This window comes from Candidatus Epulonipiscium sp., assembly GCA_012519205.1.
Taxonomy (GTDB): Bacteria; Bacillota; Clostridia; order Lachnospirales; family Defluviitaleaceae; genus JAAYQR01.
In genome coordinates this window covers 39,461-66,040 of sequence record JAAYQR010000022.1, presented here as the reverse complement: position 1 = coordinate 66,040, position 26,580 = coordinate 39,461, and the positions used below count along the sequence as shown (strand labels likewise).

At 34.0% G+C, this 26,580-nt stretch carries 17 protein-coding genes and 1 pseudogene; 14 read left to right on the top strand and 4 right to left on the bottom strand.

Translation table 11 applies throughout. From position 1 onward, the window contains the following. The first annotated feature begins 266 nt into the window (after positions 1–266). The 8 genes from GX308_07185 (at position 267) to GX308_07150 (ending at position 11,636) form a co-directional block, all read left to right on the top strand. Positions 267–2,558 (top strand): glycoside hydrolase family 65 protein, encoded by a 2,292-nt coding sequence (locus tag GX308_07185; GenBank protein ID NLK21855.1) that lies wholly within the window; start codon positions 267–269, stop codon positions 2,556–2,558. 24 nt (positions 2,559–2,582) lie between these two features. Continuing rightward, positions 2,583–4,256, top strand: coding sequence for an alpha-glucosidase (locus GX308_07180; protein ID NLK21854.1), 1,674 nt, complete (start codon positions 2,583–2,585; stop codon positions 4,254–4,256). A gap of 131 nt (positions 4,257–4,387) precedes the next feature. Next, positions 4,388–5,032: a beta-phosphoglucomutase gene (gene pgmB / locus GX308_07175; GenBank protein ID NLK21853.1), complete on the top strand. Its 645-nt coding sequence runs from the start codon at positions 4,388–4,390 to the stop codon at positions 5,030–5,032. A 55-nt stretch (positions 5,033–5,087) separates the two neighbouring features. Continuing rightward, the gene (locus tag GX308_07170; protein ID NLK21852.1) at positions 5,088–6,827 is read left to right on the top strand and encodes an alpha-glycosidase; all 1,740 of its coding nucleotides are present in this window, start codon (positions 5,088–5,090) and stop codon (positions 6,825–6,827) included. Between the two features lie 91 nt (positions 6,828–6,918). Then, positions 6,919–8,232: a maltose ABC transporter substrate-binding protein gene (locus tag GX308_07165; protein NLK21851.1), complete on the top strand. Its 1,314-nt coding sequence runs from the start codon at positions 6,919–6,921 to the stop codon at positions 8,230–8,232. An 81-nt stretch (positions 8,233–8,313) separates the two neighbouring features. Continuing rightward, entirely contained in the window at positions 8,314–9,600 is a 1,287-nt protein-coding gene (locus GX308_07160; GenBank protein NLK21850.1) for a sugar ABC transporter permease, read from the top strand. Next, positions 9,600–10,475: a sugar ABC transporter permease gene (locus GX308_07155; GenBank protein ID NLK21849.1), complete on the top strand. Its 876-nt coding sequence runs from the start codon at positions 9,600–9,602 to the stop codon at positions 10,473–10,475. Before GX308_07160 ends, GX308_07155 begins: the two co-directional genes overlap by 1 nt. Positions 10,476–10,610: 135 nt before the next feature. Next, entirely contained in the window at positions 10,611–11,636 is a 1,026-nt protein-coding gene (locus GX308_07150) for a LacI family transcriptional regulator (protein ID NLK21848.1), read from the top strand. A gap of 2 nt (positions 11,637–11,638) precedes the next feature. Here the strand turns inward: GX308_07150 and GX308_07145 are convergent, their stop codons facing one another. Beyond that, a complete protein-coding gene (locus tag GX308_07145; protein NLK21847.1) occupies positions 11,639–13,156 on the bottom strand; it encodes an alpha-amylase in 1,518 nt (505 codons plus the stop codon). Between the two features lie 105 nt (positions 13,157–13,261). Further along, entirely contained in the window at positions 13,262–14,878 is a 1,617-nt protein-coding gene (glgP, locus tag GX308_07140) for an alpha-glucan family phosphorylase (protein ID NLK21846.1), read from the bottom strand. Positions 14,879–15,192: 314 nt separating this feature from the next. Here glgP and GX308_07135 point away from each other — a divergent pair, with 314 nt between their 5' ends. The 6 genes from GX308_07135 to GX308_07110 all read left to right on the top strand — a co-directional run bounded on the left by GX308_07135 (position 15,193) and on the right by GX308_07110 (position 23,754). Continuing rightward, complete coding sequence (locus GX308_07135) at positions 15,193–16,968, top strand: methyl-accepting chemotaxis protein (protein ID NLK21845.1); 1,776 nt, start codon at positions 15,193–15,195, stop codon at positions 16,966–16,968. A 92-nt stretch (positions 16,969–17,060) separates the two neighbouring features. Further along, entirely contained in the window at positions 17,061–19,139 is a 2,079-nt protein-coding gene (locus tag GX308_07130; GenBank protein ID NLK21844.1) for a methyl-accepting chemotaxis protein, read from the top strand. Positions 19,140–19,404: 265 nt separating this feature from the next. Beyond that, on the top strand, positions 19,405–20,820 hold the full coding sequence (locus GX308_07125; protein NLK21843.1) for a carbohydrate ABC transporter substrate-binding protein: 1,416 nt from the start codon (positions 19,405–19,407) through the stop codon (positions 20,818–20,820). A 114-nt stretch (positions 20,821–20,934) separates the two neighbouring features. Then, on the top strand, positions 20,935–21,774 hold the full coding sequence (locus tag GX308_07120; GenBank protein ID NLK21842.1) for a sugar ABC transporter permease: 840 nt from the start codon (positions 20,935–20,937) through the stop codon (positions 21,772–21,774). Next, entirely contained in the window at positions 21,774–22,607 is an 834-nt protein-coding gene (locus GX308_07115) for a carbohydrate ABC transporter permease (protein NLK21841.1), read from the top strand. Before GX308_07120 ends, GX308_07115 begins: the two co-directional genes overlap by 1 nt. Before the next feature lie 115 nt (positions 22,608–22,722). Next, the gene (locus GX308_07110) at positions 22,723–23,754 is read left to right on the top strand and encodes a LacI family transcriptional regulator (GenBank protein ID NLK21840.1); all 1,032 of its coding nucleotides are present in this window, start codon (positions 22,723–22,725) and stop codon (positions 23,752–23,754) included. Positions 23,755–23,790: 36 nt separating this feature from the next. On the opposite strand, the pseudogene cadA reads toward GX308_07110, so the two are convergent. Both cadA and GX308_07100 read right to left on the bottom strand, forming a co-directional pair. After that, a pseudogene (cadA, locus tag GX308_07105) lies at positions 23,791–25,883 on the bottom strand (cadmium-translocating P-type ATPase). Positions 25,884–25,901: 18 nt separating this feature from the next. Continuing rightward, positions 25,902–26,261 (bottom strand): winged helix-turn-helix transcriptional regulator, encoded by a 360-nt coding sequence (locus GX308_07100; GenBank protein ID NLK21839.1) that lies wholly within the window; start codon positions 26,259–26,261, stop codon positions 25,902–25,904. Between the last annotated feature and the right edge of the window lie 319 nt (positions 26,262–26,580).

Here is a 26,580-nt window from a genome sequence, read left to right as displayed (position 1 = left end):
TCGCAATAACAAATCTATATTGCAAACTGGTTAGTTATATGGTAATATAAACTCACTAGTGCAACCGTTTGCATAAGAACTATTATAAAAAAATTATTACCTAAGAAAAAGTTTTGCCAACAGTGAAATATATTTCTAATAATGGGGCAAATCTATAATAAAAAAATGTTTACACAAAATCATTGCGAGGGGAGAGAAACTAGTATTTTAATATTCTTGAAAATGTAGTAAGATTGATTTGTTATTAATGATTGGAGGGTATCTTTATGTATCAAAATAGAATCTTTGAAGTGGATAAATGGAAAATTGTAGAGGATAAGCTGCATAAGAAAAATATGAGATTAGCTGAAAGTATTACCTCCCTAGGTAATGGCTATATGGGCATGAGGGGTAATTTTGAAGAAAAGTATAGTGGGGATATGCATAGGGGAACATATGTTGCGGGGGTATGGTTTCCAGATCCAACCCGCGTAGGTTGGTGGAAAAATGGATATCCTAAGTATTTTGGGAAGGTTATTAACAGTACTAACTTTATAGGTATTGATGTATTAGTTGATAATGAGGAATTAGACCTTTACAAGGTTTCTGTAGAAGAATATTATAGAGAATTGGATATGGAAAATGGCATTCTTTACAGGACTTTCATCACCAATATGGATGGAAAGAAAACCAAATTTGAAGTTACGAGATTTATAAGCATTGTTAAGAAGGAACTTTGTATTATATCTTATGAAGCTACCCCTCTAAACTATGAAGGTCAAATTACCTTTATCCCTTATTTAGATGGAGATATATTTAATGAGGATTCAAATTACAATGAACAGTTTTGGTTAGAAACAGGTAAAGAGGTAAAATCTAATGGGGGATATTTAACAATGAAAACAAAAGAAAATTCTTTTGATACCCCAAGATTTACCGTATGTAGCAGTATGAAGATAGATGCATCTAAGGATTGCAATATTGAAGTCATCGAAAGGGACAAATACGTAGCCAATAAAATAATAATTAATGCAAGGCAAAATGAAACAGTAAAACTTATTAAATATGTAGCAGTAACAACTTCTAGGGATTATGAAGAAAATGATTTAAATTCTGAAGCTTATGCACTTTTAGAGAAAGCCTCAAAAATAGGATATGATGCCCTTAAAGAAGAACACTGTGATGGTTGGTTAAAAAGATGGGAAAAAGCAGATGTTGAAATTAATGGAGACCCTGAAGCGCAACAGGGAATTCGTTTTAACTTATTCCAAATGTTTTCAACTTATTATGGAGAAGACCCCAGATTAAACATAGGCCCTAAGGGATTCACTGGGGAAAAATACGGTGGAGCAACCTATTGGGACACAGAAGCGTATGCCATTCCTATGTACCTATCAGTTGCCGATAAAGAAGTATCAAAAAATCTTCTCCTATATAGATTTAATCAGTTAGATGGAGCTTATCATAATGCAAGGCAGCAAGGGCTTAAGGGAGCGCTCTATCCTATGGTTACATTTACGGGGGTAGAATGTCATAATGAATGGGAAATTACCTTTGAGGAAATTCATCGTAATGGTGCCATTGCTTATGCAATTTATAATTATGTTAATTATACCGGAGATAAATCTTATTTAGGGGAATACGGAATAGATGTTTTAATTGGGATTTCTAGGTTTTGGGCTGACAGGGTTCATTATCACAAGAAAAAGGATATGTATATGATTCATGGGGTAACAGGACCTAATGAATATGAGAATAATGTAAACAACAACTGGTATACCAATATAATTGCATCTTGGACCTTGGAGTATACCCTGGAAGTAATGGATTACCTAAGAAAAAATCAACAAGATGGAAGGTTAGCTGATTTAGAAGTAAAAAAAGAAGAGGAAAATAAATGGAAGGCAATCATTGATAAAATGTATTACCCATACGATAAAGAAGAGGGAGTATTTGTTCAACATGATACCTTCCTTGATAAGGATTTAATGACTGTTAATGAATTATCTAAAGAAGATAGACCCATTAATCAAAAGTGGTCATGGGATAAGATACTCCGCTCATGTTTTATTAAACAGGCAGATGTACTCCAAGGTTTTTACTTCCTAAACGATAGATTTACCTTCGAAGAAAAGAAAAGGAATTTTGAATTTTATGAGCCTATGACAGTTCATGAATCCAGTCTTTCTCCTTGTATTCACTGCATATTAGCAGCAGAACTTAAAATGGAGGATAAGGCAGTAGAAATGTATAAAAGAACAGCAAGACTAGACCTCGACAATTATAATAACGATACAGAAGATGGGCTTCATATTACTTCAATGTCAGGCAGTTGGCTTTCTATCGTTCATGGCTTTGCAGGACTTAGAACTTTTAATGAGGAGATAGCTTTTTCACCTTTTATCCCTAAAGATTGGGAAAGCTATGCATTTAAAATCAACTATAAAGATAGATTAATAAAAGTGTTTGTAGATAAAAAAAATATAAGACTTACCTTGGAAAAAGGGGAATCCCTAGATATTAAACTATATGGTGAAGTGATTAATTTATCGAATGAGCATGTAGGCAGCATAAAATAGACTTATGAGCTTGGAGGATATACTATGAATAGCTGGTGGAGAAGTGGAGTTGTATATCAGATTTATCCAAAGAGTTTTTATGATACCAATAACGATGGAATTGGTGATATTAGAGGGATTATAGAAAAACTAGATTATTTGGAACTGTTAGGGGTTGAAGCCTTATGGCTTTGCCCCATCTATGAATCCCCCCAAATAGATAACGGTTACGATATAAGCGATTATAGAAAAATTCATTCTATGTTTGGTAGTAATGAGGATTTAGAAGAATTAATCAAAAAAGCACATAAAAGAAACATGAAGATTATAATGGATTTGGTGTTAAATCATACCAGCGACCAACACATCTGGTTCATAGAAAGTAAAAGGTCCAAAGACAATCCTTATAGGGATTGTTATTTTTGGAAAGATGGGAAAAAGGGCAAAGAACCAACCAATTGGGGTTCTTATTTTGGGGGTTCTGCTTGGACCTATGATGATAATACAGGGCAATATTACCTTCATTTTTTTGCAAAGGAACAACCAGATATTAATTGGGAGAATGTAAAGGTAAGGCAAGAAATATGGGATGTAATGAGATATTGGATGGATAGAGGGGTAGATGGTTGGAGGGTAGACTCCATAAGCTCCATATCAAAATATCTAGAATTTGCTGATTACGAAGATACTAGCGAGTATTCAATAGGAAAATACCATGTTAATGGTCCTAAACTTCATACCTATATAAAGGAAATGAATGAAGAAGTCTTATCCAAATATGATTGTATGACCGTGGGAGAAGCTTCGGGTTCTACTACAGAAGATGGGATATTATTTACCGACCCCAAAAGAAAAGAATTGGATATGATTTTTACCTTTGAACATATGACGATTGATAGTAATTTTAACTCTGAAAAGGGAAGATATGAATTAATCCCTCTAGATTTACGAAAACTAAAGGAAATAATGTTTAAATGGCAGATAGATTTAGAAGGTCAGGGTTGGAATGCACTTTACTGGGAAAACCACGACCAAGCTCGCATTATTTCAAGATGGGGTAATGACAAAGAGTATAGAATAGAATGTGCAAAGATGTATGCTACGGTCCTTCATATGATGAAAGGAACTCCTTATATATATCAGGGGGAAGAAATAGGAATGACCAATTGCGATTTTAAATTAGATGAATTTGACGATATTGGAATAAAAAATGCCTATAAAGAATTAGTAATAGAAAAAAAGCTCATGGATAAGGAAGAATTTTTGGATGCAGCTAATATTATTGTGCGAGACCATTCAAGAACCCCTATGCAGTGGGATGAAAATATTAACGGCGGTTTTACTGATGGTACACCTTGGATTAAACTAAATCCAAGATATAAAGAAATTAATGTAAAAAAGGCCTTAGAAGATTCGGGTTCTATTTTCTATCATTACCAAAAGCTTATAAAACTTAGAAAAGAAAAAGATATCATAGTCCATGGGAGTTTTCACCCTATACTTGAGAGGGATGAACAAATTTTTTCATATATGCGTATTTATGATGATGAACGATTATTAGTAGTGGCAAATTTCTTTGATAAGAAAGTCTGGTTTATAAAACCCGAAGAAATTAAGGAAAACCAAGGGGAGATACTCATATCAAATTATAAAGATTCCCCAGCATCCATCAATAAAATTACCCTTCGCCCTTACGAAGCCATAGTATATAAGTTATAGGTTCAGCCTTAAAAAGACTAAAAAGGCTTGAAAATAGCCAATTACCAATTTTGTCATATGGATTTTTTCATTGAGATTGGATGGTTTGAAGCCAGCCGCAAAATTTATAACATATTAATGGAGGATTAACCATGTTAAAAGGAGTTATATTCGATCTAGATGGTGTTATTACCGATACCGCAGAATATCATTTTAAGGCTTGGGCACAATTAGCGAAAGATATAGGCATAGAGATTGATAGAGAATTCAATGAGAAACTAAAAGGTGTCTCAAGGATGGAATCCCTTGAGGCAATATTAAGGCATGGACTTAGAGAAAACGATTTCACACAAGAAGAGAAAAATGCTCTAGCAGCAAAGAAAAATAATAACTATATACAACTAATTAACAATATAACAAAAAAAGATATTCTACCGGGAATCGAGGATTTGCTTGAAGATTTAAAACAAAATAATATAAAAATGGCTCTGGGCTCCGCATCAAAAAACGGCCCTATGATATTAAAACAACTGGAAATAGAGAACTATTTCGATTATATTGTAAACCCAGCTGAGGTGAAAAACAGTAAGCCTGCCCCTGATATTTTTATAGACGGGCTTAAGGGACTTAATCTTAGACCTGAGGAAGTACTTGGAATAGAAGATGCTATAGCAGGGGTTAAGGCAATAAAAGGAGCAGGTATAATAGCCATAGGAGTAGGAGTTAGTGCCGATGTATCGGTAAGTTCAACAAAAGAATTAACCTATGACCTTTTACTTGAAGTAGCAAATAGATAAAGGCGGCCATTGGTCGCCTTTAAATTTATCCAAAATATAAAAAAGGAGAAATCATATGAACCTACAGGCAATATATCATTTACCAAAAAGCAATTATTGTTATGCATATGATAAAGATACGATTCATATAAGATTAAGAGGAGACAAAGATGACATAAAAAGGATTATCTTAGTGTATGGAGATAAATATATTTGGGAAGAAAGCAAAAGAGAGCTTCCTATGGAACTTAGTTGTGCCGATGAAAAATTCGATTATTTTAGCACCTCCATCATACCCCTGAACAAAAGATTAACCTATTATTTCATAATAGAAGGAGAAAGAGAAAAATTATATTATACAGAGATGGGGTTTAGCAAGAACCTTAATCCTGATGATGTATATAAATATGGCTTTAACTACCCTTATATTAACGAGATAGATGTACATAAGGTCCCAGAATGGGTTAAGGATGCCGTGTTTTATCAAATATTTCCCGAAAGGTTTTATAATGGGGATAAAAGCAACGATCCAGAAAACATTGAACCATGGGGTAAGCTACCGGAAAGAGATAGCTTTTTTGGGGGAGATATTAAAGGTATTATAGAAAAGATAGATTATCTTACAGAACTAGGAATAAATGCAATTTATATGACCCCTATATTTGAATCGCCTACTAATCATAAATACGATACAAAAGATTATAAAAAGATAGACCCCCATTTTGGAGATTTGGAAACAGTCAAGACTCTAGTAAAAAGATGCCATGATAGGGGAATAAAAGTAGTATTTGATGCTGTGTTTAATCATAGTGGACATATCTTTTTTGCCTTTCAGGATGTAATACAAAAAGGGAAGGCATCCCCTTATTTTGATTGGTTTCATATTAAAGAATGCCCTATTACAATAGAACCTTTAAGTTATGAAACTTTTGCTTTTGCTAAAAACATGCCAAAACTTAATACTGCAAATCCCGAGGTAAAAGAATATTTGCTTGATGTAGCTAGATATTGGATTGAAGAAGTAAATATTGATGGCTGGAGATTGGATGTTGCTAATGAAATAGATCATCATTTTTGGAGGGAATTTAGGCAGGTAGTAAAAAATGCTAAAGAGGATGCTTATATAGTGGGAGAAATATGGCATAATTCTCTACCTTGGCTAATGGGTGACCAATTTGATGCTATTATGAATTATCCTTTTACAAACGTATGCATAGAGTACTTTGCCCAAGAAAGTATTAATGAAAAAAAGTTTAGAGAAGGAATAAACAGGACCATTATGTCTAATACCCAACAAGTAAATGAGGTTATGTTAAATCTACTAGATAGCCATGATACATCAAGATTCTTGACCAAGTCCAAGGGAGATATTAACAAGCTAAAACTTGCATCTGTTTTTCAACTTACATATGCAGGTACTCCTTGCATATACTATGGCACGGAAATTGGTATGGAAGGGGGAGAAGATCCCGATTGTAGGAGATGCATGGAATGGGATAGGGATAAATGGGATATGGAGCTTTTCACCCATTATAGGACCTTGATTGGTATAAGAAATAAATATACCCCTTTAAGAAGAGGAAGTTTTAAATGGGTTAAGACTGAGGAGGATGTTATTGGTTTTGTAAGAGAGTATAAGGATGAAAAGGTATATGTTTTCATAAATAATAGCAGAAACAAGAGCAACTTAAAACTAGCCATAGATAAAAAATACTGCTTAGATGCTGCACAAGGTAGAAGTATCCAAAGTGATGGTAATATAGTCAATTTTACTATTTTACCTCATCAATATAAAATTTTATTTGTGAAAAATTAAAAATAAGTTTGACATTATAACAAAAAGGATTTATAATTGGGTTATGCAAACGATTGCAAAAACTATTCTAAAATTAGTAAGGGGGATTCACATGAAGAAGATTTTAAGTTTAATGTTAATGATGGTAATGGTATTATCATTAGCAGCTTGTGGCGGCGAAAAACAAAAGCCAGCATCACAAGGAGATTCAAATCAAGAGGTAACAGATGATTCAGGTAAAAAAGAAGACCAGGTAGAAGAAGATAATGATCTAAAACCAGAAGATGGCGCAGAACTTCTTGTATGGGAAAGTGAAGGACCTGAACAAGAGTGGTTAAAAGAAATGGTTGTAGACTTTGAAGCTAAATATGGCGTAAAAGTTAACCTTGAAGCAGTAGGCGCAGTTGACGCTGAAGAAAGATTAGCACAAGACGGACCTGCTGGGGTTGGGGCAGATATATTTGCAGCTCCCCATGACCATTTAGGTTCATTAATATCTGCAGGATTGGTTCAACCTAATACAAATACAGGTGAAAGAATTAAGAATGATTTCATGGATGCTGCTTATTCAGCTGTATCATACCAAGGAACAGTATATGGTTACCCAACAGCTATCGAAACATATGCTCTTTTTTATAACAAAGATATCTTCCCAGAAGCTCCAACATCCTATGATGAAATTATTGCAAAAGCAGATGAATTTAACGATGCAAACGCTAACAAATATGCTTTCATGTGGGATATCCAAAACGCATACTACTCCCATAGCTTTATAGCTAATGGTGGTGGATATGTATTCGGTCAAGGTGGAACAGATAAAGACGATGTGGGTCTTGACAATGATGGTGCTGTTGCAGGGGCAAAAGATATGCTTAGACTTAAAGAAATCTTACCTGTAAACTCCACAGACTCTACTACACAAATTATCGAAGGATTATTTGATGAAGGTAAAGTGGGAGCTATCATTGATGGACCTTGGGCAGTTCAAGGTAGAAAAGATGCAGGCTTAAACTTCGGCGTTGCTCCTCTTCCAAAAATGTCTAATGGACAACAACAACCAAGCTTTTCAGGTATTCGTGTACTTTGGGTAAGTGCATACACAAAATATCCTAATGCTTCAAAACTTTTCCTTGACTTTATAACATCTGATGAAGCTCTCTTAAAGAGATTTGAAGTAACCAGTCAAATACCTCCTGTTAAGGCATTAGCTGATGCAGAGGAAATTAAAAATGATGAATTTGTATCTCCATTCTTAGACCAAGCAGAATACGCTGTACCAATGCCAAGTATTTCTCAAGTACAATATATGTGGGATCCATATGGAGCAGCATTTGGTTCCATGTGGAATGATGGTGTAGCACCAGAAGAAGCACTTAAAAAGGCTGCAGATGCAATGAGAGATTCTATCACTGCAGAAGAAGAATAAAACTAGTTTATTAATAAAATCTAGTCATTTACTGTGGTAGGTGACTAGATTTTTTCTAAAAAAACAAGGAGGGTTGGGGAGATGAAAAAGTCTAAGAGATCCATGGCATTGTCTATATTATTCATGGGACTTGGTCAGTTTTATAATAAAGAATATCTAAAAGGAATTATATATTTTTTAATAGAAGTCGTAACCATTATTTTTATTCCATACTTTAAGAAATCAATATATGGACTAATAACCCTAGGGGATACTCCTCTGCATTATGTGGATGGTATAGCACAGGGAGATCATTCTATATTTCTTTTAGTAGATGGCCTTATAGCAGCATTATTATTAACTTTAGTAGTTATAGTATATATTCTTAATATTATAGATGCTAAAAAATCTGGAGAGCTAAGAGCACAGGGAGAACCTGTTTTGACTACAAAGGAATTTTTATTATATGTATGGGATAGATATTTTCCACAATTTATTTTAGCAATACCGATGGTATTTATAATCTTCTTTGTGTTACTTCCGATTGTATTTACAGTATCTATAGCATTTACCAACTATTCAAGTCCTAACCATCTGCCTCCTAAGAATTTAGTTGATTGGGTAGGTTTCAAAAATTTTAAGCAATTATTTACCTTAGATATTTGGAACAATACTTTTGTAGGGGTAGGGGTATGGACTGTTATCTGGGCAATAGCAGCTACAGTATCCAATTACTTTGCAGGATTATTTATGGCACTTATTGTCAACTGGAAAGAAGTTAAGCTGAAGAAATTCTGGAGAAGTATTTTTATACTTCCTTATGCTATACCCGGCTTTATTTCTCTTCTTATTATGCGCCTGATGTTTAGTGGCCCAGGCCCTATTAATAACCTTTTGGTATCTTTGGGAATGAATAAAACCCCTTGGCTTACCGATTCAATACTGGCTAAGGTTATGATTGTAATTATTAATATTTGGCTTGGTTCTCCTTACTGGATGGCACTTATGTCGGGGGTATTAACAAACATAGACAAGGGTATGTATGAAGCGGCAGAAATTGACGGTGGAAATAAATTTCAACAGTTTATCCATATAACTTTGCCCATGGTACTTTATCAAACCTCTGCTCTTATTGTAATGACCTTTGCACACAACTTTAATAATTTCCAAGCTATATACTTATTAACCGATGGAAATCCTGTCAATGGAAACTACAGATATGCGGGTTCAACTGATATATTAATATCATGGATTTATAAATTGACAAGGGACCAAAATAAATACCATATGGCATCGGTTATTACGATTATACTATTTTTATTTATAGCAAGTATTTCTGCATATTCATTTACTAGAACAAAATCCTTCAAAGAGGAGGACATGATGTGATGGATACGAAGCTAAACAACCAAATTCCAGAATTAAATAAAAGATTTAGTCCCTTAAGGATTATAAAGATGATTTTTGTTTATGGATTACTTATACTGATGTCAGCAATTATATTGGCACCAGTTTTATGGATTGTAGGTTCTTCTCTTAACTCGGGAAGCAGTCTTTTTAGTTCTACAATGTTTCCCAAGAACCCTACTTTTAAGCATTATATTGATTTGTTTACCGAAACGGATTACGCCATATGGTATCTTAATACCATAAAAATAGCAACAGCTAATATGGTTTTATCGGTTGTTTTCACAACTCTAACGGCATATGTTTTTTCAAGGTTTACATTTAGGGGAAGAAAATTAACTATAATGACAATATTAATATTACAAATGTTCCCGGCCTTTATGTCAATGACAGCCATATATGTTCTTTTATTTAGACTTAATTTATTAAATACCCATTTAGGGTTAATATTGGTTTATGCTTCAGGACAGATTCCATACAATACATGGCTTTGTAAGGGTTATTTTGAAGGAATTCCAAGAAGTCTTGATGAGGCTGCCAAAATTGATGGGGCAAGTAATATCACCATATTTAGAAAAATTATTATACCCCTTGCAAAACCTATCATTACCTTCGTGGCTATAAGTAATTTCATAGGACCTTGGTTTGATTTTATATTCCCACAAATAGTTCTTAGGTCATCTAATAAGCGAACTTTAGCTCTAGGATTATTCCAGTGGATTCAAGAAAACCAAAACACCTATTTTACAAGATTTGCAGCGGGCTCTATCTTAGTAGCAATTCCGATTACAATACTATTTTTATTCTTACAAAAATACATTGTACAAGGTTTATCTGCAGGAGCTACTAAAGGTTAATAATTATTTAAAATTATTTTTATACTAAGTAAAAATATTTTACTAGTACTACCAAAATATTTAGAAATATGCTATTCTTATAAGGATTATGAAATTATGAAGAACATGAATTATTGGAGTAGGAAGTGAGTAGTTATGGTAGTTACGATTAAGGATGTGGCTAAGGCAGCTAATGTATCGCCTTCTACTGTTTCTAGGGTAATAGCAGATAATCCTAAGATTAGCGATGAAACAAAAAAAAGAGTTTTAAAGGCAATGAAGCAGTTACATTATCACCCTAATGCCATAGCAAGAAGTTTGGCAAATAGATCCACAAAGACCTTGGGAGTTTTACTTCCCAATACAGATGAAGATTTATTTAATAACCCTTTCTTTATTCAAGCTATGCGAGGAATAAGTGTATACGCACAAAAAAGAGGGTACTATATTATGTATAGTTATAGTGATAATGAAGAACAAGAAATGGAATTTATTAAAAAGTATATCCATAGTAAGTGGGTAGATGGCATTATACTACTGTCTGCAAGAGAAGAAGATGAATCTATAGAATATCTTAAAGACATTAAGTATCCATTTGTTGTTGTAGGACGTCCAAAAGATACCTCTAATGTGTTATGGGTTGACAATGATAATTTTCAAGCTATGTATAATGTAGTTACTACCCTCATTGAAAGAGGCAATAAAAAGATTGCTTTTATTGGTGGACCGGAGCAATTTAATGTTACAAAGGATAGATTGGCGGGATATAAAAGAGCTCTAGAAGGAAGAGGTATAAGCATAGATGATAACCTTATTATTACCTCAGAGTTTTCTGAATTAAAAGGTTATGAAGGTGCAAAAGAACTCATGGAATATACTATTCCCCATGCTATTGTAACAACGGATGATTTGATTGCCTTTGGAGTATTAAAGGCAATCAAAGAAAAAGACATGGGGGAAGTTTTAGTCGCGGGGTTTAATAATACCTCCCTTGCCCCTTACCAAACTCCTTCCCTCTCTTCTGTAGATATTAAAGCAGAAAAAATCGGATACTATGCAACTAAGCTTCTCATCAATAAGCTAGAAAGTAGCATAGAAAAAGGGGAAATAGCCACCCATTATATAATAGAAACAAATTTTATAGAAAGAGAGTCAACACAAAAAGCCCTACTAAAAAAGTAGGGCTACTTTGATTCTAATATGATTATATCAAAAGGCTTAAGGTCTATTTTTATTTTACCATTTCCAGCTGAATAAACGGTGTCGCTGAATATATTTTTAAAAGAAATAGCAGAATGATCAATGTCAATACTTACCTCTTTTTGCTTATCTTTTATGTTAATTATTACAATAACAGCTTTATCATCAGTATATCTACTGTATGAAATAAATTCATTATCATAATCTAAGAGTTTAAACTCTCCAGATTTTAGAGCCTCATTGCTTTGCCTTAAGGTAACTAAGGTCTTATAGAATTCTAAGGTTTTAGAATCCTGAATTTTTTCCCACTGCATATCCCTTCTGTTATCAGGATCATCTCCGCCTTCCATGGCTATTTCTGTTCCATAATAGATTACAGGAATGGCTTTATAGGTCATGACAAAAGCTAGAGCTTGTCTTAGATATTCTTCCCCATTATCCCCAGCCTGGGTTATTAGTCTTTTATTGTCATGATTATCTAGAAATACCCCATTTATCTCGGGATTAGAATAGAACTTTTCCTTTTCGATAGCACTTACTAGGGCACTGGTTTTCCCAAACTGTTTAAAGGTATCTCTAATTCCATCAAATAGAGGATAATTTGTCATACCGTCAATTCCTACCTGATGATATAACTCTAGATACCTTGGATTATTGTTCCAGACTTCCCCAATTAAATAAAAATCGGGATATTTATCTTTGATTTCCTTAGCAAATTCATTCCAAAATTCCTTTGATACATGGCGCATGGTATCAAGTCTCATGCCATCAATACCGGTATTTTCAATCCACCAAAGGGTGTTATCATAAAGATATTTACTAACTTCAGGATTATCCTGATTTAGGTCTGGGAGACCATGGAGCCATCCATCCTCAACCTGTTTTTGGTCATTCCAATTGGTAATGTCCTTTTTTGGGTGGAACCAATCTTCTTTCTCAGGAGCGGTTACCCAAGGATGGTTGTATCCTGTGTGATTTACAATATGGTCAAATAATACCTTTATGTCCATACTATGTGCCTTTTCAACTAATAATTTTAAATCCTTCATAGAACCAAAATGAGGATCGACATCATAGAAATCATAAGTCCAGTAACCGTGATAGCCATTAGGCTCATTTTTAAGAACCGGGGTAAGCCAGATGGCAGTAGCTCCTAGGGATTTTATATAATCAAGTTTCTCAATTATTCCTTTAATATCTCCCCCATGAAATTTTATTGGATCATTTTTATCGACATCATCGAAATTGTTATTTGTTTCATCCCCATCATAAAATCTATCCACCATAATAAAGTAAATTAAATCTTCACTTGAAAAATTTCCACCATCATTTTTAACAGTATATTTAATTTCAGAATCCACCGAAGGAGTATTATTATTTTCCTCTTTAGTGGAGGATTCTTGCTTTATATGAGATTTGTCTTCTATTTGTTCGGGAGCTTGTTTTGGATTACATCCTGTAAAAAGTAAAAGAACTAGGAAAAATAAGAGCAACCTTTTCAAATTATCCCTCCCTAATATGAATTAATAAGCAACCGTTTGCCTTGTACATCTAGGCAAAGATTTCATAAATTATTTAAGTAAGGGCGAACAATGTTCGCCCAAGTTTTATGCCTTGATATAAAGTTTTTCGTAATACTCTTCTAGCATTCTTTTAACTGCAAATTTGTCTTTTGTACTTAAGATACTTTCTTTCATCATTTCAACCCATTTATCGCGATTATCGTAATAGGTTGGCAGCACTTCTTCTAAAAGTACTTTATAAAGAGCCTTTAAATCATGGGCATCTAATACTTTTTCATCTTCACTTTCAAAACCATCCCCGAATTGCCATCCATTAACACCATGATCACAGGCTTCTGGCCACCATCCATCTAGGGTGCTTAGGTTTAGGATTCCATTCATAGCTGCTTTCATTCCGGAAGTTCCGCTAGCTTCCTTAGGTCTTCTTGGATTATTCAACCATACATCAGAACCTCTTGTAAGCATGGCACCAATAGTCATATCATAATTTTCAAGGAAAACCACTGCATTAGGGTATTTTTTAGACATACGAACTATATTTTCAACGATTTCTTTTCCGGTATCATCTAGGGGATGAGCTTTACCGGAGAATACAATTTGGAGTTTGCCTTCCTTCAACAAAGGATCAATAATGCTTTCATCTGTGAAAATAAAGTTACTTCTCTTATATGGAGCAGCTCTTCTTGAGAAACCAATGAGAAGCTTATTGGCATCTAGTTTAACTCCATTTCTTTCTTCAACGAAATCTACTAGTTTTTTCTTGTTTTCCATATGGATTTCCCATAAGTCTCCACCATTAGTCGCGGCATCAACCATGCGATTGTCAACCCAAGTTGGTAGATGAATCGCATTAGTAATCCCTACAATTTCAGAACGGTTGTCTATATGAGCCCACATTTTATTTGCGGTTTCGTTATGAAGTTGAGCAACTGCATTGGACTTTCTTGATAACTTAAGAGCCCCTACAGTCATATTGAATGGAGAACCGCCTAGGGAAACCAATTGTTCTAGGGTTAGCCCATTATTAGCACCCATGTACATAAGTCTATCCAAGTAGTGGGATTCGTTTCCTTGTACAATAGGAGTATGGGTTGTAAATACAATTTCATCTCTTGAAGCTTCTGCAGCTTCTGCGAAAGTCATTCCTTTATCCATTCTTTCCTTTACTAATTCAAAGCCTGCAAAAAGTGCATGACCTTCATTAAAGTGATAAACATCTACATCAATACCTAAAGCCCTAAGAGCTCTAACTCCCCCAATACCTAAAACCATTTCTTGAGCAATTCTTTCTTCCCCAAACCATCCATATAATTGGCCGGTAATCCAATTATCTTCATTTTCAGGAAGGTCTGTATCTAGAAGATACAATGGATTAGTTCCAAATTCGGTAACTTCCCAAACCTTACATACAACATCTCTTTGACGGATTTTTACAGTAACCTTAACCCCTGTATCTTTCATACAATCATAGTCATAATTATGATATGTATCGTAAGGACGACCATCTTCACCAATTTTTTGATCGGTATATCCTTGTTTCCATTTAAGACCAATCCCAATAATAGGGAAATTATGATCTTTAGCACCTTTCATATAGTCCCCAGCTAATATTCCAAGTCCACCTGCATAGGTCTTTAAGGATACATCAAGACCATACTCCATACAGAAATAGGCAACCTTTGGTAAGTTTTTATTAACCATGTGAACCCTCCTAAAATAATTATTTTTTAAAATATCAGTAAAACTGCGCCCAAAAACTTAAAACAGATACTTTATTTTATATGATTATGTATTAAGTTTTAGCAGCACTTTACTATAACATTTTAAATCTTATCTAATATTATACAAAAAAAATATAATTAACGCAATCGGTTGCATTAATTATTTATTTATTGTATAATAGCATTAAAAATATTTATTAATACCGTATCTTTATTGTACAAATGAACTAACAAAACGTCAAGCAGTAAGAAAATTAAATGAACTAAGCTGCCAGAAAAAGGAGGGATTTTGCCATGAAGAAACTTAAACTGCTTAAGCCTAAAAAGAGTGTCCTGAAAAGCCAGCATCCTTCTAAAGATTCTTTAAAAAAAGAGAGCAAAAAGGGTATAAAGATTGTTACCGGCATAATATTAATTTTATTTTTTTCTATTACCCTTTTGTTGTTTGTTGGTACACTGGGATATAGTTCCATGGGTAAGATTGAAAGAAATGCAGAGGCAATTTATGAAGATAGGCTTTTGCCGATTGTAAAAATAGGAGAACTACAAAATCAATATTATTCAATCCGTTACAATTTATCCCGAGGAACGGAAACTACATTTTATCATGAATATGATAACAGAATCAAGTCTAGTCATAAATTGATTGAAAGTATAATTAACGAATACGATCAAATAGAAATGGACGAAAACGAAGCTAAATATCTTGAAAAATTCAAAAAAGAATATAAAGATTATTTGGAAACCTGGGAAGTAATCAAATCAACTATATCAGAAAAAGGCAAAGTGGAAAGTTTACAACAAAGCAAAGTAAAGACTATAGAATCTAATATTGATTCTTCTTTACAAGGACTGGTAAGATACAATAAATCCCTAGCGGAAGGTTTGAAGGAAGAAAATAAAGCTATATACGATAACAATTTAAAGTTTTACATAATTATTATCACTATCTCTCTTTTTCTTCTGGTAAGTTTTAGCTTAGTTATTACAAGAATTATAAGAAAATCCATGAAATTAATGATAGGCAATTTAGACAAGATTTCCGAAGGGGATTTTACGGAAGAAATCAGCATCAATGGTAAAAATGAATTTGGAATCATGAGAAAGGCCCTAGCAAAAGTATCTGATGAAATTTCCAATGCATTTAAATTAGTCAAACAAAGCACATCAGATATAGAAGTATATTCTGATGATTTAGCCTCTGTAGCAGAGCAGATGAGCGCATCGGCAGAGCAAGTTTCAGAAGCCGTGCAGGATGTATCTAAGGGTGCTCTTCATCAATACAATGAACTACAAGGTATAAGCGAGAGTGTTACTGAATTTGGAATGGAATTAGATAGTATTGTTATTTCCATAGAAGATGTTCACGAAAATGCAATGAACACGAATACAATGGCTAAGGGTGGAAATGAAAAGCTAGAGAGCCTTATGTCTTCTATAAAGAGCATTGAAAGCTTATTTGGTACAGTAATTGAAAAAATTGAAAGATTAGGTGTAAACATAAGTTCTATAACAACCATTACTAATATGATTAATGCAATTTCAGATCAGACGGATTTACTAGCTTTGAATGCAGCTATCGAGGCTGCTAGAGCAGGGGAGGCAGGGAAAGGATTCGCGGTTGTTGCCGATGAGATAAGAAAACTAGCAGAACAATCAAAAAGAGCATCTAAAAACATAGATGATATGATAAATATGATTGAGGAAGAATCAGATACGGTTATAGAAACAACAGACGATGTGAAGAATCATTTAGTAGCTCAAACAGAAGAAGTTAACAGTACTATAGAATCTTTTAAAGAAATAATAAGATCTATTGAGAGTATCCTTCCACAGATTGATGCTGTAAGTAAATCTATATTTGTAATTAATGGTAACAAAGATGGCATAGTTGAAAAAGTAAAGACAGTATCCTTGTATGCAGAAGGGACATCAGCGACATCCAATCAAATAGCAGCTTCATCGGAAGAGGTGAATGCGGCAGCACAGGAATTGTCAGCAACCTCCCAACAATTAAATGAAATGGCAAAGATACTTAACCAAAGGATTAACAGTTTTAAACTTAAATAGGAATAAATTTATAAATGGATAAAGAAGGTACATGCTGCTTTAAGGGCAGGTGCCTTCTTTGATAGATGGGGAAAGTATGAGGAGGAAGGTTCTTGTATAAATTAAAAAAATTACGTGAAAAGTCAAAGCGTCAAGGAAGACATAAGGAACCTAGAGTTAGTTCTACAAATAATATAGGAATCGCTCAAAAACTAATTACGGCTTTTATATTATTAAGCATTATTCCCCTAGCTATTGTGGCAGGCTTCTCCTATTTCAATGCGGAAAAAACTGTTAAAGACAAGGTAGGGCTTTATTCTGAAAAGATGATTAAGCAAATGGCTGTAAATATAGATTATACAATAGAAGATTTTGAAAGTTTATCCAGGATGATTATTTCTAATACGGAATTAATGGAAAACCTTGAAAAGCAGGAGTTTAAAAATTCATTTGAAAAGGTTCAAAGTTTGGACAAGATAAACAAGGCTTTAATATCCATAACAACCTCCAGTGAATATATAGAAGGTGCCAATATTTACAAAGACAATGGCGATGTTTTAGGCTCAGGTATCGTGATAACAACAAGGGACGGTAGAGCAATTAATAAAAACCAATTGTTGCGACAATTTACGGAGATTGTTAAGGATACCAATGGTACACCTGTATGGGTTACAGGTCTTAATGACTCCTACGAGTATATCTATATTTTGACATCCTTAAAAAGCTTAAAAGCCCATGAACAAATAGGAGTTTTAAGTATCTGTATTAACATGGAAGGAATCAACTCGATTTTTGAACAAGCAAATTTAGGAAGCGATTTGGAGATATTTCTATTAAATAATGATAGAAAAGTCATATCCCATTTGGATTTTGATATGCTAGGAATTGAGTTAGAAGACGAATATCTAAACAATATATATAGTAATGAAGAAACAGATAACTTTACAGATTCAAATTATGTAATAAGTTATGGAACCACAAAAAATGGTTGGAAATTAGTTACTAAGGAGCCGATAAACTCTTTAATGTCAGAAATGACTACTGTAAGGAAGAGTATTATTATAATTAGCATTATATGTGTCTTGATATCCATCATAGTGGGAATTTTTATTGCCTTTAGCATATCTACCCCCTTAAAGAGCATAATAAATCTCATGGCTAAGGTGGAGGGTGGGGACTTAAGGATAGCCTCATCTATCGAAGGAAAAAATGAAATAGGAAGATTTGCAAAAAGCTTTAATAAGATGGTCCAAAACATTCAAAATTTAATTATACAAACCTCGGATGTAGCTAAACAAATAGAAAACGATAATGATATTATAAAAAACAGTTCCCATTTATCGGCAGCAGCAGCAGAACAGGTTTCTTTTGCCGTTGATGATTTAGCAAAGGGCTCCCTAGAACAGGCAAAGCAATCGGAAAATACCCACGGGACAATGGAACACTTAGCTCGTAATATCAATGACATTATAAAGCATACTGAAAACATTATGAATATGGTCGATAGAACCCAACAATCAAGGGATTACGCTGTAAATACGATAAAAAACTTAAACAAAAAGACACAAGCAGCAGTAGAATCCTCCAATATAATCAATGAAGAAATCAATAAATTAAGTGAGGAAACCTCAGAAGTCATTCAAGTTGTAAAGGTTATAGAAGATATCAGTGAGCAAACGAACCTTCTCGCTTTAAATGCAGCTATTGAGGCCGCCAAGGCAGGGGAAACAGGAAAAGGATTTGCGGTTGTAGCTGAAGAAATCCGCAAATTATCTGTAGAGACAAAAAAAGCTACAGAAACAATTGCGATAATTATATCCAATATTAAAGTAAAGACAGAGAAAACAGTATACAAGGTAGAGATGTCAGATGAGATATTTGAAGAACAAAAAGAAATCGTTTTAAAAGCCAATAATGCTTTTAATGAAATGGCAGAGTCCATACAAAAAATAATCAGGCAGGTAGAAGATACCAATATAAACATACAGGATATAAGAAGGCAGAAGGAAGAATCTGTGGGGTCAATTAAAAGTATTTCAGATATTGCTGAGAAAAGCGCAAAATCTCTTCAAGAAGTTGCACATGTTAGTAAGGAACAGACGAGTTCTGCCGAACAACTGGCTAAATTAGCAGATAAGTTATCGGAGGCAACCACTAATTTAAGCAAGTCCCTAGAACAATTTAGAGTGTAAAGTTTCTTCTCTATAATAATTATATTGAAACTTAACTAATTAATTAAAATTTATTAGAATAAGTATACAAAAATAAATACTGGGTAATTATAAATGTATAATAACAATAGCATATCTGTGAAAAACTGTTGCAAAAGATAGGCAAATATGCTAACATACCCTTGAGGTGAAAACGTTACCGATAAGGATACCGATTCCTTCAAAGTATATGCTGGTAATGTATTTCATAAAAGAATTAAAAAACAAAAAGAAAGAGGGAGAAACAATGAAAATCAAAAAGTTATTAGCATCTGCGTTATTAGTGACAATGCTTGCCGGACTAACAGCAGGATGTGGAAAGCAAGCACAAAATGGTAATCAACAAGGGGATAATAACGCAACACAACAAACAGAAAAAGATGATTCAAATGCATCTACATCTGACGTAAAAGAAATATATTTCTTAAACTTTAAACCTGAGATTGCAGAAGTATACGATAAGGTTGCAGCAGATTATGAAGCAGAAACAGGGGTTAAAGTTAAAGTCGTAACAGCAGCAGCTGGAACATATGAGACAACCTTAAAATCAGAAATTGCTAAATCCCAACCACCTACAATATTCCAAATCAATGGACCCGTTGGTTATGCAAATTGGAAAGAATATTGTGCAGATTTAGGAAATACAAATCTTTATAATACTCTATCCGATAAGAGCTTAGCAGTAACAGAGGGAGAAGGGGTTTATGGTATCCCATATGCAGTTGAAGGATATGGTATTATTTATAACAATGCCATTATGGAAAAATATTTTGCTCTAGAAGATAAAGCGGTTTCCGTATCTTCAATGGACGAAGTGAATAACTTTGATATATTAAAAGCTGTAGTTGAAGATATGACTGCAAAGAAAGATGCTTTAGGCATTGAAGGTGTATTTGCTTCTACATCCTTATCTGCAGGAGAACAATGGAGATGGCAAACTCACTTAGCAAATATTCCTTTCTACTATGAATTCAAAGATAATACAGACTTTGACAATACTATTTTAGCAGGTCTTGCAGCTGACGAAATTGAATTCAAATATGCAGATAACTTTAAAAACATCTTTGATTTATATGTAAACAACTCAACAGTTGCAGGAACCATGTTAGGGAGTAAATCCGTTCAAGATTCCATGGCTGAATTTGCTCTTGGTCAAGCAGCAATGGTTCAAAACGGTAACTGGGCTTGGTCACAAATTGACGAAGTAGAAGGAAACGTGGTAGCATCTGAAGATATTAAATTCTTACCAATCTACACAGGTATGGCTGGAGAAGAAAGCCAAGGTTTAGCTGTTGGAACAGAAAACTACTTTGCAATCAACTCTAAGGTAGCTCCTGAAGTACAACAAGCTTCCGTTGACTTTTTAGAATGGTTATTCTCTAGTGAAAAAGGTAAAGGATATGTAGCAAAAGACCTAGGATTTATTGCACCATTTACAACTTTTGGTGAAGATGAAAAACCAACCGATCCATTGGCGAAGGAAGTATTGACATGGATGGAAAAAGATACTACTGCTGTAACTTGGACTTTTGCAGCATTCCCAAGTGAAGAATTTAAAAACTACTTTGGAGATGCATTACTTCAATATGCTCAAGGAACAGGAACTTGGGATGAAGTAGTAGACGTTGTGAAAGAAGCTTGGAAGTCTGAAAAAGCTAAATAATAACTTTTATACCTTAGGGTGAGTATGACTTTATCTTACTCACCCTTTTTATAGATAGAAAAATAGAAAAGACTATTTAATAGGGGACTATAATTAAAGTTAGGAGAAGGGTACATGGAAAGGACACTTAAAAGATATTTCCCGATTTTTGCATTACCAACCTTAATAGCATTTGCGATAGCATTTTTTGTACCGTTTGTTTTAGGAATATACCTGTCCTTTACAGACTTTACCACAGTAGTTGATGCGAAATGGGTAGGTCTAGAAAATTATATTAGAATATTCTCCGATAAGGAGTTTTTAAATGCCCTTTGGTTTACCACTAGATTTACAGTGGTATCGGTTTTAATGATTAATATCCTTGCATTTATTCTTGCTATATTATTGACCAGGGGGATGTTTGGCACTAATATTTTTAGAACTATTTTCTTTATGCCTAATTTAATAGGTGGAATTGTATTAGGTTATATATGGCAGTTGATTATTAATGGGGTACTGTTAAAGTTTGGGGTAACCTTAACTTTCAGCGCTAAATATGGTTTTTGGGGATTGGTAGTTCTAATGAACTGGCAGTTAATAGGCTATATGATGGTCATATATATAGCAGGTATCCAAAGTATTCCTAAAGAATTGGTTGAGGCTGCCAACATAGATGGAGCCAACCATTTTCAAATATTAAAAAATGTAACCATACCTTTAGTAATGCCGTCTATTACAATATGTTTGTTCTTAACTTTGTCGAACTCATTTAAGTTATTTGACCAAAACTTAGCGCTAACAGCAGGGGCGCCTTCAAAACAGACAACTATGTTAGCCTTAGATATCTATAATACTTTTTACGCCAAATTATTAGAAGGCACAGGACAAGCAAAAGCAGTCATATTTTTTATACTAGTAGGATTAATTTCCTTGGTACAACTTTTGATTACTAGAGGAAGGGAGATTGAGGGCTAGTGAAAAACGCAAGGCTAAAGGATTATATAATATTCATAATTTTGTGTATATTATCTATTTTGTTTTTGGCTCCTATATTTATTGTTTTTATGAATTCCTTTAAAGGTAAATTTTTTATCAGCAATGCGCCATTTGTTTTACCCGATGCTAAAACATTTGTAGGTCTTAATAATTATGCCAGTGGTATATTAAAAACGGGTTTTATAAATGCATTTATTATGTCTTTATTTATTACGGTATCATCAGTTATTGTAATTATCTTATTTACTTCTATGACTGCTTGGTACATTACAAGGGTTAAATCAAAATTGACTGATGGATTGTATTATATGTTCGTATTTTCAATGGTAGTTCCATTTCAGATGGTGATGTTTACCATGAGTAAAATTGCTAATATGCTACGTATCGATAATCCAGTTGGACTTATATTAATTTATTTAGGATTCGGTTCAGGCCTATCGGTGTTTATGTTTTCAGGTTTTGTGAAATCGATTCCAATAGAAATAGAGGAGGCAGCTATCATCGATGGCTGTAACCCATTACAAACCTTTTTCCAAGTTATAATGCCTATACTTAAACCAATAGCCATTACGGTGGCAATACTTAATACGATGTGGATATGGAATGACTACTTATTGCCAAACTTAGTTATTGGTACAGACTATAAGACAATACCTATTGCTATACAATACTTAAAAGGTGGCTATGGATCCATCGATATGGGTGCCATGATGGCTATGTTAGTGTTAGCTATCTTGCCTATAGTAGCATTTTATTTGGCCTCCCAAAAATATATAATAGAAGGTGTTGTTGCAGGTGCAGTAAAAGGCTAAATTTTACTTGGAACTTACGCACAAGTTTGATATATTATTTATAGTCAAACAATTTCAATATTACCCATGGGCTTAGAAAGCCTTTGGAAAAGTATAATGTAGGGGAAGAAGTAAGATGGCTGCAATTACAATTAAAGATATTGCTAAAATGTGTGGAGTGGGAGTAACTACAGTATCAAGAGCAATCAATAATCATCCCGATATTAATGAGAAAACAAAAGCAAGAATAATGAAGGTAATAAAAGAAAATCATTATATTCCTAACAATAGTGCAAGAAACTTAAAAAGATCAAATTCAAAGACAATAGCAGTATTAATTAAAGGAATTACCAACCCATTTTTTAATAAGTCAATAAAGATATTCGAAAAAGAAATCAAGGATAAGAAATATTCTTTTATATTACAAAGAGTAGAAGAAAAACAAGATGAAATAGAAGTTGCCATTGAATTAGCAAAGGAAAAACGCCTAAGAGGAATTGTTTTTTTAGGGGGGGCGTTTTCCCACTCAAAAGAAAAACTCCAGCAGCTAACGGTACCTTTTGTATTAAGTACAATGAGGATGACCCAGGAATTTGATTTAAGTGATTATTCCTCTGTATCGGTGGATGATTTTAGGGAAAGCTATAAAATAGTTGATTATTTATGTAGCCTAGGCCATGAGAAGATTGCCATTATTACGGCTCCGATGAGTGATGTAAGTATTGGAAAGCTAAGGTATGAAGGATATAAAAGAGCCTTAGAGAGCCATGGATTAAAAGTCGATGATGCTTTAGTGAGAATAATGAAAGAAGGCATTGAGAGTTATTCTATGGAAAATGGATATTTGGTTACAAAGGAATTACTAGAATTTAATGAAGAATTCACAGCCATTTATGCCGTATCTGATAGTATGGCAATAGGGGCATGTAAAGCTATATTTGAGGCAGGGAAAAGAATTCCTGAGGATTATTCTGTAGCTGGTTTTGATGGGCTTGATATCTCATTTTATTATCAACCATCCATAACTACCATAAGGCAGCCTGTTGAAGAGATGGCAGAAGAAACTATAAAAATCCTATTTGATTTAATTAATGAAAAGGAAACCTACTCTCATAAAATTTTTTCGGGGGAGTTATTAATTAGGGATTCAACTAAGGCATTAAATTAACGAATAAGAAATCCTGACACATTGTGTCAGGATTTCTTATTCGTTTTTCATTACCCGCATGGCATTTAAAACTGCTATCAAGGCAACACCTACATCAGCAAATACTGCAGCCCACATGGTTGCAAGACCTAAAGCTCCAAGGGCTAATACAAATACCTTAACCCCAAGGGCAAAAGAAATGTTTTCCCATACAATACGGCGGGTTTTTTTGCAATCTTAATGGCATCTGCGATTTTAGAGGGTTCATCGGTCATAAGAACAATATCGGAAGCTTCGATAGCAGCATCGGAGCCTACCCCCCCCCATGGCAATTCCTATATCAGCCCTTGCTAATACCGGTGCATCATTTATACCATCTCCAACAAATATTAGTTTTTGTTTTTTAGGGAGCTGTCTGTGGAGGATTTCTAGTTTTTTAACTTTTTCATGGGGAAGAAGCTGACTATAAAAATCATCTAATTCAAGACTAGTTGCAACTTCTTTAGCGGTAGAATCATTATCACCAGTTAGCATGGCTATTTTACTTATACCTAGGGATTTGAGTTCTCTTATAGCCCCCATAGAATCTACTTTTATTTCATCAGAAATGATTATCATTCCTTCATAATTTCTATTAATAGCAATATAGACAACAGAACCAGTTGCATTAGAATCGACTTTAATATTATACTTATCCATTAGTTTTTTGTTTCCAGCTAAAACTTCTTTTCCATCTATCATGGCCCTAATTCCGTGCCCTGAAATTTCTTCTACTTCACTTATCCTACTTTTATCTATATTTTTTTATAGTCATTTAATATAGAAACTGCTATAGGATGGGTTGAATAACTTTCGGCAAGGGCAGAATATTCTAACAAGGATTCCTTTGAAAGATTCCCTTTTGAATCTATTTTTGTTACCTTAAAGACTCCTTTAGTTAAGGTTCCTGTTTTATCGAATACAATGGTGTGAACATTATTTAAGGCTTCTAGGTAGTTGCTTCCTTTAATTAGTATGCCTTTTTTAGACGCTCCTCCGATGCCGCCAAAGAAACCAAGGGGTATGGAGATAACCAAGGCGCAAGGACAAGAAATTACAAGGAAAACAAGGGCCCTATAAAGCCAGATAGAAAAACTTTCTCCCGGAATAAAAATAGGAGGAATAACTGCTAAAAGTACTGCACTAATAACTACTGCCGGGGTATAATATCTTGCAAACTTAGTGATAAAATTTTCTGTCGGTGCTTTTTTAGAACCTGCATTTTGAACTAAATCCAATATCTTTGATACAGTGGACTCTCCAAATAGTTTCGACACCTTTATGGTAAGGAGTCCTTCTTGATTAATGGAACCTGATAGAACTTCATCATTTGTTTTGACCTTCCTAGGAAGGGATTCACCTGTTAGGGCAGAGGTATCCAAGGTTGAAGCCCCATCTACAATAATCCCGTCAAGGGGAATCCTTTCTCCAGGCTTTACAAGGATTAAATCCCCAACACTAATCTTCTCAGGAGATACCTTTTTAACTGTATTTTCTAATTTTAGATTAGCATAATCAGGGCGGATATCCATTAAGGATTTAATTGATTTTCTAGAACGATTTACCGCCATATCTTGGAATAACTCTCCAATCTGATAAAAAAGCATTACGGATACTGCTTCAGGAAATTGCCCGATGGCAAAAGCTCCAATAGTTGCGATAGCCATCAAAAAGTTTTCATCAAAAACTTGCCCCTTGAATATGTTTTTGATAGCTTTCATAAGTACTTCAATACCAACAAAAAGATAACTAACTAAAAATACAATATTTTCTACAATAGGGGGCAAGGGAAGGATAAATCCTAAAGTAAAAAATAAAATTCCAATACCAAGGATAATCAATTCCCTTTTGTTTTCTTTTTCATTCTCTGCGATTCCCTCTTCATCATTTTCAAGAATGGAAATTCCAGATTCGATAGAGGTAGCAATAGAAGAAGCCTTTTTTACTATAGAATCCAGTTCTCTTATATTATCTACTTCCATGGTAAGTCTTTGGGATACAAAATCTACGGAGGCATCCACAACTCCGGGAATAGACTTAACTTGGGTTTCTATTTTTATTGCACAATTCGCACAATCAAGACCCTCTAATATCAGTTCTTTTTTAGCCATATTCTATCCTCCTTTATATTATTCCCTAACATGTTCTAAACCTTGAGCGAAAATCACGCTAATATGTTCATCTGCTAGAAAATAGTAAACTACCTTTCCTTCTTTTTTATATTTTACAAGTTTGGATTGTTTTAAAACTCTAAGTTGATGAGAAATAGCCGATTGACTCATTCCAAGTAGGGCAGCAATATCACATACGCACATGGAAGAAGCCGAAAGGGCATGGAGTATCCTGATTCTCGTGCTATCTCCGAATACTTTAAATAACTCCGCTAAATCATATAGGTGTTCCTCAGGGGGCATGCTTTGTCGGACTTTTTCTACGACATCCTCATGAATGACGGTACAGTCACATTTTTCGATTTTATTCTTTGTCATAATAGTCTTCCTTTCATATTTGAACATATGAACGATTATTCATACGATAATTTTATTATAAATCATTTCTTTGTAAAGTCAAGATATTTTTATTATACTAAAAAACATTTTTACTTATACTTTCAATAAAATCCCCCGTGACTTACTAATAATAAGGTTATGATTGAAAATGGTTTAAAAGTATGATAAAATCAAAAAAATCATTTTATCATAGAAGGACTAAAAGAAAGTTAAGATTAGCTTAAGGTAATTCTTCGTAATTAGAAAGAGTTTATGTATATGATGATAAAAGGACAGATTGAGGCCAATATTGATTCAA